Source organism: Ruegeria sp. CI8 (genome assembly GCF_056536865.1).
Map to the genome: position 1 here is coordinate 166068 of NZ_JBQFQL010000002.1, position 9988 is coordinate 176055.

Genomic DNA, 9988 nt, shown 5'->3' on the forward strand with positions numbered 1-9988 from the left:
CGCGCTCATGTCCGGTATCCCGCACGATCACTATGAACCGAAGACCAACGGCGAGAAGTGGCTGAACAGCCGTCTGCCCATCGTCGGCCTTCTATACGACACTTTGATGATCCCCACCCCGAAGAACCTGAACTGGATGTGGATCTGGGGCATCGTCCTGACCTTCTGCCTGGCGTTGCAGATCGTCACCGGCATCGTTCTAGTGATGCACTATACCCCGCATGTCGATCTGGCCTTTGCCAGCGTCGAGCACATCATGCGCAACGTAAACGGCGGCTACATGCTGCGGTACCTGCACATGAACGGCGCGTCGCTGTTCTTCGTGGCGGTCTATATCCACATCTTCCGCGGCCTGTTCTACGGTTCGTACAAGGCGCCGCGCGAAGTGACCTGGATCATCGGCATGCTGATCTACCTGATGATGATGGGCACCGCCTTCATGGGTTATGTTCTGCCTTGGGGTCAGATGTCCTTCTGGGGCGCCACCGTGATCACCGGCCTGTTCGGCGCGATCCCCTTCGTGGGCGAAGCGATCCAGACCTGGCTGCTGGGCGGACCGGCCGTCGACAACGCGACGCTGAACCGCTTCTTCTCGCTGCACTATCTGCTGCCCTTCATCATCGCAGGGCTGGTCATCGTGCATATCTGGGCCTTCCACACCACCGGCAACAACAACCCCACGGGTGTTGAAGTTCGCCGCACGTCGAAAGCCGAGGCCGAGAAAGACACGCTGCCATTCTGGCCCTATTTCGTGATCAAGGACCTGTTCGCGCTGGCCGTCATCCTGGTCGTGTTCTGGGCAATCGTCGGCTTCATGCCGAACTACCTGGGCCACCCGGACAACTACATCGAAGCCAACCCGCTGGTCACGCCCGCGCACATCGTGCCCGAATGGTACTTCCTGCCGTTCTACGCGATCCTGCGTGCCTTCACTAGCGAAGTCTGGGTCGTGCAGTTCGCCAGCTTCATTACCGGTGGCATCATCGACGCCAAGTTCTTTGGTGTTCTGGCGATGTTCGGTGCAATCCTGGCAATGGCGCTGGCGCCGTGGCTGGACACTTCGACCGTGCGTTCGGGCAAGTACCGCCCGATGTTCAAATGGTGGTTCTACCTTCTGGTCATCGACTTCTTTGCCCTGATGTGGCTGGGTGCGATGCCGGCGGAAGAGCCCTATGCGACCTTCTCGCTGATCGCGTCCGCCTACTGGTTCGCCTATTTCTTCGTGATCCTGCCGATCCTGGGTGTCATCGAAAAGCCCGATGCCCAGCCGGAAACCATCGAAGAAGACTTCAACGCGCATTATGGCAAGGCTGACGCCGACGCCACGCCGGCCGAGTAAGAAGAGGGACCGGAAACCATGTTCAAGAAACTTGCAATCGGTGCCGCGTTTGCCATCGCCCTTGCTCCTGCTGCGGTATCCGCAGCCGGAGGCGGCGAGCAGCATATCGAGGACTTCGACTTCTCGTTCGAAGGGCCTTTTGGCGCTTACGATCAGAACCAGCTTCAGCGCGGCCTGCAGATCTATACCGAGGTTTGCGCGGCCTGCCACGGTCTGAAGTACGTACCGCTGCGCGACCTCACGGCGCTGGGCTACTCGGAAGAAGAAGTCATCGCTTATGCCGCCGGCTCGTTCGAGGTGTTCGATCCCGAGCTGGACGATTTCCGCCCCGCGAAGCCGACCGATCACTTCCCGGCCAACGATGCCGTGGGCGCACCTGACCTGAGCCTGATGGCCAAGGCACGTGCAGGCTTCCACGGCCCCTACGGTCTGGGGATCAACCAGCTGGTCAAAGGCATGGGTGGCGCTGAATACATCGCCTCGCTGCTGGACGGCTATACCGGCAAGGAAAAAGAAGAGGCCGGCACGATCCTGTACGAAAACACCGCCTTCCCGGGCGGCTGGATTTCGATGGGTCCGCCGTTGTCTGACGAACAGGTCGAGTTTGCCGACGGACACGAAAACACCGTCGAGGCCATGTCCCAGGACGTCGCAGCGTTCCTGATGTGGGCCGCCGAACCGAAAATGATGGATCGCAAGGCCTCGGGCTTTGTTGGGGTTCTGTTTCTGACCATCATGTCGGTGCTTCTCTACTTGGTGAACAAGCGCCTGTGGGCGCCGGTCAAAGGCAAAAAGTCGGTTTGACCTGAAGGTCACCTGCAAAAGCAAGACAACCCCGCGCATGGCGCGGGGTTGTTTCTTTTTGCGGTCGGAAACCCGCCGAACCGGGCATCAGCGCGGGCTTATTCGCAGCTTTTAAGCGGAATGCGCATGGCACCGGCGGGGTCGGCTGCTCAGGTTTTCGACAGCGTCAGGCGGTCTGACGCAGGATCGAAACCGAGGAGACCCGATGTGAAACTACCCATACTTGCAGCCGCTTTGCTTGTGGCCACTCCGGTTCTGGCTCTGGACCTGGTGCCGGATACGGAACTGGGCAAGACAGAGACCGAGGTGCGCACCGCACTGACCGAGCTTGGCTATGACGTGCGCAAGATCGAAATGGAGGACGGTGAAATCGAGGCCTATGTCGTGAAAGACGGACAGATGGCCGAGGTCTATGTGGACCCCGCGTCCGGCAAGATCCAAAAGATCGAGGACAAGTGACCGGCAATGTCCGAGTCCATCCAGCACCAGAGCGGGCGCGAGGGCGCCCGCACCATCCGGGTCTGGGACCCGCTGGTCCGCCTGATCCACTGGTTGGTGGTTCTGGGCATTCTGCTCAACGCCGCTGTGACCGACCCCGAGGGGCTGCCGCATGAATACGTCGGCTATGCCGTACTCGGGCTGGTTCTGCTGCGCCTGGCCTGGGGCGTCCTTGGGCCGGCACCGGCCAGGTTCTCGGCATTTCCGTTCAGCCCGAATGCTGCGGTCCGACATGTGCGTGACACCGTCCGGGGCGACCGGTCGGTTCACCTGTCGCACAATCCTCTGGGCGCGCTGATGGTCTACAACATCTGGATGACGTTGGGCGCCATCTGCGCCACAGGCATCATGATGGGCACCACGGCCGTCTTCGGGGTGGGTTGGGTCGAGGATGCGCACGAGCTGGCGTTCAACTGGCTGATGCTCAGCGTTGTTCTGCACGTGCTTGGCGTGCTTTTGGACCAACGTCGAACCGGTGTCGCTCTGGTCAAAGCCATGGTATCAGGAGACAAGAATATCCCTGATGGCTGGTCGACCAAATGATCAAATGGATCACCGAAAACCTGCGGTCCGGCGATGCGGATGCACGCCGGGCCGTTCTGATGGCGGCGATGATCGTGGTTCAGGGTCTATGTGCCGCATTCTACATGGGCGACGCCATTCTGGACCTCGATGGCAGCGAGCCTCTGTCACATCTCGTATTGGAATCTCTGGTCGCAACCGTCCTTTGCCTTGGTGTCCTGTTGTTCATGCTCGAGCTGCGCAGATTGCTGGCGCGAATGGACCAGGCAAAACAAGGCCTGCGCGCGGCGCAGGGCGAAATGAGCGCCGTGATCGACACTTTCTTTACCCGCTGGGGCCTGACCAGCGCCGAGCGCGAAGTGGGCCTGTTGATCCTCAAGGGCGTCGACAATGAGAATATCGCCCGGATCCGAGGCCGTGCCGTGGGCACCGTTCGCGCGCAGTCGGCTTCGATCTATGGAAAAGCCGGCGTGGATGGACGCGCCCAACTGATCAGTGTTTTCATGGAAGAACTTCTGGCAACCGACGGGCCTGCCTGAGAGACGTCAGGCCACCAGCTGCTGATCGCGAACCCCGGTGATGGCAGCAGTGACGATCTGCCCTTCGGGTTGCGCGTTCGCAAATGTCACTTCGGTGAACTGCTCGGTCCGGCCCATGTGGGGATTTTCCATCAGGATGTGATGGGTCTTGCCCAGTTGGGCCGCCAGGTGTCTGGCTACCTGCGCATCACCCGCCTCACGCAGCCTGGCCGCACGTTCCTTTATGACCTTGCCGTTGACCTGCTGCGGAATGCGCGCCGCCGGCGTGCCTTCTCGCTTGGAATAGGGAAAGACGTGCAGCCAGGTCAGGTCGCAGTCGGTCACCAGTTTCAGCGAGTTCTCGAAATGGGCCTCGGTTTCCGTCGGAAAGCCGGCAATGATATCGGCGCCAAAGGTGATCTCGGGGCGCAGTCTGCGGGCCTCTTCGGTGAAGCGGATGGCGTCGTCGCGCAGGTGGCGGCGCTTCATTCGTTTCAGAATCAGATCGTCACCATGCTGCAGCGACAGGTGCAGATGCGGCATCAGGCGCGGTTCGGTCGCGATGGCCTGCATCAGGTTCTCGTCCACCTCGATCGAATCGATCGAGCTGATGCGCAGGCGCGGCAGGTCGGGCACCAGTTTCAGGATGCGCATGACCAGATCGCCCAGCTTGGGGCTTGCTGGCAGGTCGGCGCCCCAGGACGTCAGGTCGACCCCGGTCAGCACGACCTCGTTGTAGCCCCGGTCCACCAGCCGCTTGATCTGGTCCACCACCACGCCCGCCGGGACGCTGCGCGAGTTGCCGCGGCCATAGGGGATGATGCAGAAGGTGCAGCGATGATCACAGCCGTTCTGGACCTGCACATAGGCGCGCGAGCGGGTGCCGAATCCGTCGATCAGGTGGCCGGCGGTTTCGGTGACCGACATGATGTCATCGACCTGAACCGTCTCGGTCTCGCCGATGAAATCGGCGGCCATGCTTTTCCAGGTCTCGGGGCGCATCTTTTCCGTATTGCCGATCACCGCATCGACCTCGGCCATCTCGGCAAAGGTCTGAGGTTCGGTCTGGGCCGCGCAGCCGGTGACGATCAGCCGGGCGTTGGGGTTCTCGCGGCGCAGCTTGCGGATCTCCTGCCGGGCCTTGCGCACTGCTTCGGCGGTGACGGCGCAGGTGTTCACGATCACCGCATCCGTCAGCCCGGCCTGCTGCGACAGCTCTTTCATCGCCTCGGTCTCGTAGGCGTTCAGTCGGCAGCCCAGCGTGGTGAATTTCGGCGGGTTCATCCCAGCGACTCCAGGAATTCGGGCGTCAGCGTGCCCGAGAAGACAAGGCAGGTGGGGCCGGTCATCCAGACTCCGTCCTCGCGCCAGTCGATCCAGATGGTGCCGCCGTCCAGCTCGATCTGCACCTTGCGCCCGGTCAGACCGCGCCGCGCCGCGGCCACGGCAGTGGCGCAGGACGACGAGCCCGAGGCCAGCGTGATGCCCACGCCGCGCTCCCACACCCGCATGCGGATGTGATCCGGCCCGATGATCTGGGCGACCTGCACATTGGTGCGCTGCGGATAGAGCGGGTGATGCTCATAGCGCGCGCCGAATTCCTCCAGCGGAATCGCCTCGGCGTCTTCGACGAAGAAGGTGCAATGCGGGTTGCCCATGCCGGTTGCCACTGGTCCGCCTTCGATCGGCAGTTCCAGCGTATCCACCTCTTCGGCCAATGGAATGTCGACCCAGTCCAGCTGCGGATGCCCCATGTTGACCGAAGTCAGCCCGTCGCCCGCGTCCCGCGCCTTCAGCGTGCCGTGGCTGGTGGTCAGCGTCAGTTCGGATTTGCCGCTTTCCTGCATCAGGAACCGGGCGATGCAGCGGGTGGCGTTGCCGCAGGTGGCCGAGATCGACCCATCAGCATTGTAGAACACCAGATGCGCATCCGATTCGCCGTTTTCGATGACGGCCAGCTGGTCGAATCCGACCCCGAACTGCCGGTGTCCGATCCCGCGCGCCAGCGCCGGCGTGATCTGCACCGGATGCGCGCGCGCGTCCACAATGACGAAGTCATTGCCAAGCCCGTGCATCTTCATGAAGGGCAAACCGGTGTCGGATCGTTGCTGCATGGCGGGCATATAGCCTTGCCGCAGACATGAATCCAGCCCGGCGCGAAGATTCCTGAAAAAAGGGGTTGACCCCCCGCCGCCTCAACCCTAATTAGGCCGCCTATCGGGACGCCGGGAACACAATGATTTCAGGCGGAACGCGGTGCGAAAAAGGGCTTGTACCCGGTCGGGAAAATGCCTTAGACAGCGCCACGGATCGCAACGATCCGATGAAAAGAGTGGGCCGTTAGCTCAGTTGGTAGAGCAACTGACTTTTAATCAGTGGGTCGCAGGTTCGAATCCTGCACGGCTCACCACTCCAAACCTCAATAAAATATGACTTAATCCGCTGAAATACTGAGGTTGCCCGGGGCTATTTGTATTGCGCGCGCAGTGCGTGTTTGCGCGTGTTTGGGCACGACAATGCAGCCAAATCTGGAAAAAACCTGGAAGAAACCTTAGGTTCTTAGTGGGATCAGCCACTGCAACGGCTGGCCCCGACATCGCCGAACTATTTAGGAAGCCCGGCAATGCGTGAAAAGAACCTATCAGCACGCGAACGTGCTTCAAATCACATCTAAGCCGCGTTGGACACGGGTGTCCGAGGCGAATTGCGCGAGCTCCTTAGAAAGGCAGCTGCATTGGCAGCAGGTGAACGCGTGACTGATGTGTCTGATTTGGAGTACCGCCAACTGACGATTGGCGGCAAACTCGTCGACAAGGATAGACCCGGTCTGCTGATGCGTCACGGCAAGCGCACAGGGAAAGTCTGGATCTACCGGTTCGAGCATCCTGACACCAAGAAACAGATTGAATTTCAGTTTGGCCGCTACCCCGCTATGTCCACGGCCGACGCGCGAGAGACGTGGCGGGGGCTGAGAGCTCAGCGGCTTGAAGGTAATGTGCCAACTGTCGCCACATCTAAATCTCCTAGTGCCCTGACCATGGGCGATTTGATCAAGCGTTACATCGCGGATTATGCGCGAGTGACCAAAGCCGCTTCGTCGTCTAAGGAGGATGAACGCCTCTTGGGCAAGTTTGTTCTGCCGTACTATGAGGATCTTCCTGCGGTGGAGTTCGACCACGAAGTAGCGAAGGCGGTCCTATCCAACATCGTCAACGCTGGCGCCTTGCGCGAAGCGGAGAAAGTCCGCTCGGTGCTCTCTACCATGTTCAACGTGGCCAGTGGGCGTACGCGAAAGATATCCACCCTTGACGGCACCCGGCTGCCTCCGGATCATCCCAATCCCGTTGGGGCAGTGACGCTACCCAAGAGGAACCCGCGTCAGCATACCCCAGGAACGCGCGAACTCCGCAATTACGTCCGTGGTCTCGATCAACTGGGGCAGCACGGCGAGATCCTTCGAATCCAGTTGGAGACCTTTGCAAGGATCGGCGAGGTCTCGTCCATGGAATGGGATGAAGTCGATTTCGATACTGGAACCTGGACACTGCCCGCCGTCAGGTCGAAGAATGGGAAAGCGCATGTCGTGATGCTCGCCCGACAGACCGTAGAGCGGCTTCGGGGCCGCGCTGAAACAGGCGTGCCGCACTTGGTCTTCCCGTCAGCCCAAGATTCCAACCGCGCGACCGACAAGCATTTGGTCATCCGTACCCTCGCTCGAAAACGGCAAGTGATCGGTATATCAGAAGAGTTCACTTCGCACGCAACCCGGAGAGCGGCACTGACTTGGGTTGCTGAGAATGGTGGGGGTCGCGACATTCGTGACCGATTGTCAAACCACACACCACCCTCGGACGGCGCAGATCACATCTATGTTTCTGCAGAACACAACGAAGCTGCTCGTCGGTTTACACAAGCTTGGGTCGACTACCTGAACGGTTTGGAGGCCGATAATGTTACGCCGATCGGCGAGGTGCGGGCATGACCCAAGTGTATGAGCTTAATGGGATCTGCCTACAGATCAATGATGACGGTTCGTGCGACATCGTCGAAGCAGACGACACAAATGCGCTGCCATTTGACTTTAGCGACAAACGCGCGATGCGGGCTGCTCTGGAAACGCTGGCAGGATTTGCAGCCAAACACTTCGACTTAGTCGAAATGTATCATCTGTATCGACGTGACGCACAACGCAATGCGGGACAGAGCAAGACAACAGTTTCTACCCAGGCAAAGGCTGAAGCGACTAGGAAGAAAGCACAAGCGTTATTCAATGAGGCAAAACTCGAAACGCTCGGAAATACCAACGAGGCGGTAAAGATAGCCCTAAAACGACTTGCGGATGTGGCGGCCAAGGATCCGATGATTCGAGCTTGGTCGGAAGGAACACTTAGAAACAATGTTAAGCTCTCGTAATGCTATACGAAGACGAATGGCACCATTCGTTTTCACGAATGGTGCCATTTGTTCTTTGCTGTTGAGAAATAAACCTCTTCCGACCTGACTGCTCCTTAACCCGCACTGTTGCGGGTCGAAAGGAGCACGCATGATCACTAATACACGCGAGCCGGATCTGCGGATCAAGGAAGCAGCGGCCGAAATTGGCGTGTCACCTCGAACCATCTGGGACCTGATCCGAGAAGGCGAACTACGCTCTTACAAGGTCGGCCCGCGCGGTAGGCGCGTCACTCGTGAGAGCCTTAATGAGTTCCGAGAACGTCGCATGGTTCGCCCAGGAGACGCGGCATGAGCGAGGTGTTTTCCTACTGTTGGCATCGCGAGGGCGGAGATAGTGGAATCTGCCTCTGCACCTTGCCCGAGGGGCTATGCTCAACCTCCTATTTTCAGGGGCGCGTAGACGAGGCTGCCAACGCAGATCTCTTGCTGAGCGGCTTTACGGCCTGTCCCGACGTTCAGCATTTCCGGGTGCGGTACACCGTGCGTTGGGCCGAAGACGGCCGATCACGCAACGCACATGGTCTTTCTATTATACCAACCGTGCGGCCTGCGACGCTGATTGGCAGTCCAAAGTGGACAATCCTGAGAATGCTGTCGTCAGCTTTGAGGTTCTCGGTGACTGAGCGCAGGTCAGGAACTCTACGCCTGAAGTCGGCAGGAGATACCTACGAGAACCGTGTAGCAAAACTCGTCAACGGCTTGCCGCACTTGCCTGTACTTTCCCGACCGGACCGTCGCTGTGTGCATTGCCGATTTTTCGTGAAGAAAAAGAAGCGCGACACAGCACTAGGGTGCTGCGATGAAGCTCGTGTTGTCGAGCACCGCAGGAGAAACCGGGTGTGGAGAGTAGAGTATGATGGCGGCCGCGCTATCGGCTTTAGTCTCTATGAAGAAGGTGGCAAACGATGATACACAATTCGACTTTCGACCGCCGCGAGAGCGACTACTACCCGACCCTCGATGCGCCGCTTGTCGTCCCACTACTCCTCGATCTGATCGATTTGGAGAAAATCTGGGAACCCAGTAGCGGGCGCGGCCATCTCGCGGTTGAATTGAAGAAACGGGACAAGCTGCTCCAAGCCTCCGATCTTTATGATCATCATGACAAGCTTTGTTCGATTTCAGTAGGCGTCGATTTCTTGAAGCAAGATGTTGGGCCGCTTGGTTTCAGAGATATTGTCATGAACCCGCCGTATTCAGAAGCTGACGCGCACGTAAGCCATGGCTTGGCTCCTCTGCCGAAAGGAGGATACCTGGTGGCGCTGCTGCGGTCTGACTGGAGCTACGCCCGCCGTCGGCAGATACTCGTGACGGACAAGCGGTTCTTTTTGGAGATCAAGCTGACGTGGCGGCTCCGGTGGATTGAGAATACCACCATGAGCGGGAAGCATAACTATAGCCTCTACGTTTGGCGCAATGGTGAGCCTATCGTCCCGACCGTCGCTTTCGGATACAAGCCCGAAAAGGTGGCGGCATGAGTGAGAGCCGCCTCCTGGAAAGCTCGCCCTACGAGGTCGATGAGGGGCAGCTGATCGGCCGCGATCCGCGCGAGATCTCTTCTGATGCATGGGACGGCATCCCATACTTGATCGGCATGAAGGCTATCCGAGCAAAGTGCCTAGATTGCTGCAATGATAGCGCCGCTGAAGTTCGAAAATGCGTCTGCACGACCTGTCCGCTTTGGCCGCTGCGCATGGGTTCCGTTACAAAGGACTTTCGTATCCATGGAAAGCAACAAAACCCGCATCATGAGACCTCCGCAGCCGCAATTCGCTCTCCCATGGGGGAGACCACCGGAGACGAAAAATTGGGCCTGAAAAGTAGCTCAGGAGGGTACGATGAATGATCGGTG

Annotated in this window: 13 protein-coding genes and 1 tRNA gene; 12 read left to right on the top strand and 2 right to left on the bottom strand. The window is 59.2% G+C overall.

Going from position 1 to position 9988, the window contains the following annotated elements; genetic code table 11:
- Positions 1-7: 7 nt before the first annotated feature.
- From petB to ACR0DA_RS11440, 5 genes are all read left to right on the top strand, one after another.
- Positions 8-1339: a cytochrome b gene (gene petB, locus ACR0DA_RS11420; protein WP_093964026.1), complete on the top strand. Its 1332-nt coding sequence runs from the start codon at positions 8-10 to the stop codon at positions 1337-1339.
- Positions 1340-1357: 18 nt separating this feature from the next.
- Positions 1358-2143 (top strand): cytochrome c1, encoded by a 786-nt coding sequence (locus ACR0DA_RS11425; RefSeq protein ID WP_170459606.1) that lies wholly within the window; start codon positions 1358-1360, stop codon positions 2141-2143.
- A 207-nt stretch (positions 2144-2350) separates the two neighbouring features.
- The gene (locus ACR0DA_RS11430) at positions 2351-2602 is read left to right on the top strand and encodes a PepSY domain-containing protein (protein ID WP_170364537.1); all 252 of its coding nucleotides are present in this window, start codon (positions 2351-2353) and stop codon (positions 2600-2602) included.
- A 6-nt stretch (positions 2603-2608) separates the two neighbouring features.
- Entirely contained in the window at positions 2609-3184 is a 576-nt protein-coding gene (locus ACR0DA_RS11435) for a cytochrome b/b6 domain-containing protein (RefSeq protein ID WP_480754068.1), read from the top strand.
- Positions 3181-3702: a helix-turn-helix transcriptional regulator gene (locus tag ACR0DA_RS11440; RefSeq protein WP_480754070.1), complete on the top strand. Its 522-nt coding sequence runs from the start codon at positions 3181-3183 to the stop codon at positions 3700-3702. Before ACR0DA_RS11435 ends, ACR0DA_RS11440 begins: the two co-directional genes overlap by 4 nt.
- 6 nt (positions 3703-3708) lie before the next feature.
- On the opposite strand, the gene mtaB is transcribed toward ACR0DA_RS11440, so the two are convergent.
- Positions 3709-4965, bottom strand: coding sequence for a tRNA (N(6)-L-threonylcarbamoyladenosine(37)-C(2))-methylthiotransferase MtaB (gene mtaB / locus ACR0DA_RS11445; protein WP_170600896.1), 1257 nt, complete (start codon positions 4963-4965; stop codon positions 3709-3711).
- Positions 4962-5804, bottom strand: a complete 843-nt coding sequence (gene dapF, locus ACR0DA_RS11450) for a diaminopimelate epimerase (protein WP_480754071.1) — start codon at positions 5802-5804, stop codon at positions 4962-4964. The genes mtaB and dapF overlap by 4 nt, the downstream gene beginning before the upstream one ends.
- A gap of 211 nt (positions 5805-6015) precedes the next feature.
- Between dapF and ACR0DA_RS11455 the strand changes: the two genes are divergently transcribed.
- The 7 genes from ACR0DA_RS11455 (at position 6016) to ACR0DA_RS11485 (ending at position 9982) form a co-directional block, all read left to right on the top strand.
- Positions 6016-6091: transfer RNA gene (locus ACR0DA_RS11455), tRNA-Lys, on the top strand.
- A gap of 342 nt (positions 6092-6433) precedes the next feature.
- Positions 6434-7663 (top strand): tyrosine-type recombinase/integrase, encoded by a 1230-nt coding sequence (locus tag ACR0DA_RS11460; protein WP_217359940.1) that lies wholly within the window; start codon positions 6434-6436, stop codon positions 7661-7663.
- Positions 7660-8094: a hypothetical protein gene (locus ACR0DA_RS11465; RefSeq protein ID WP_170600901.1), complete on the top strand. Its 435-nt coding sequence runs from the start codon at positions 7660-7662 to the stop codon at positions 8092-8094. The genes ACR0DA_RS11460 and ACR0DA_RS11465 overlap by 4 nt, the downstream gene beginning before the upstream one ends.
- A gap of 130 nt (positions 8095-8224) precedes the next feature.
- Complete coding sequence (locus ACR0DA_RS11470) at positions 8225-8428, top strand: helix-turn-helix domain-containing protein (protein WP_170600903.1); 204 nt, start codon at positions 8225-8227, stop codon at positions 8426-8428.
- Positions 8425-9045: a hypothetical protein gene (locus ACR0DA_RS11475; protein WP_170600905.1), complete on the top strand. Its 621-nt coding sequence runs from the start codon at positions 8425-8427 to the stop codon at positions 9043-9045. The genes ACR0DA_RS11470 and ACR0DA_RS11475 overlap by 4 nt, the downstream gene beginning before the upstream one ends.
- Positions 9042-9614, top strand: coding sequence for a hypothetical protein (locus ACR0DA_RS11480; RefSeq protein ID WP_480754073.1), 573 nt, complete (start codon positions 9042-9044; stop codon positions 9612-9614). The genes ACR0DA_RS11475 and ACR0DA_RS11480 overlap by 4 nt, the downstream gene beginning before the upstream one ends.
- On the top strand, positions 9611-9982 hold the full coding sequence (locus tag ACR0DA_RS11485; RefSeq protein WP_480754075.1) for a hypothetical protein: 372 nt from the start codon (positions 9611-9613) through the stop codon (positions 9980-9982). The genes ACR0DA_RS11480 and ACR0DA_RS11485 overlap by 4 nt, the downstream gene beginning before the upstream one ends.
- Positions 9983-9988: the final 6 nt, after the last annotated feature.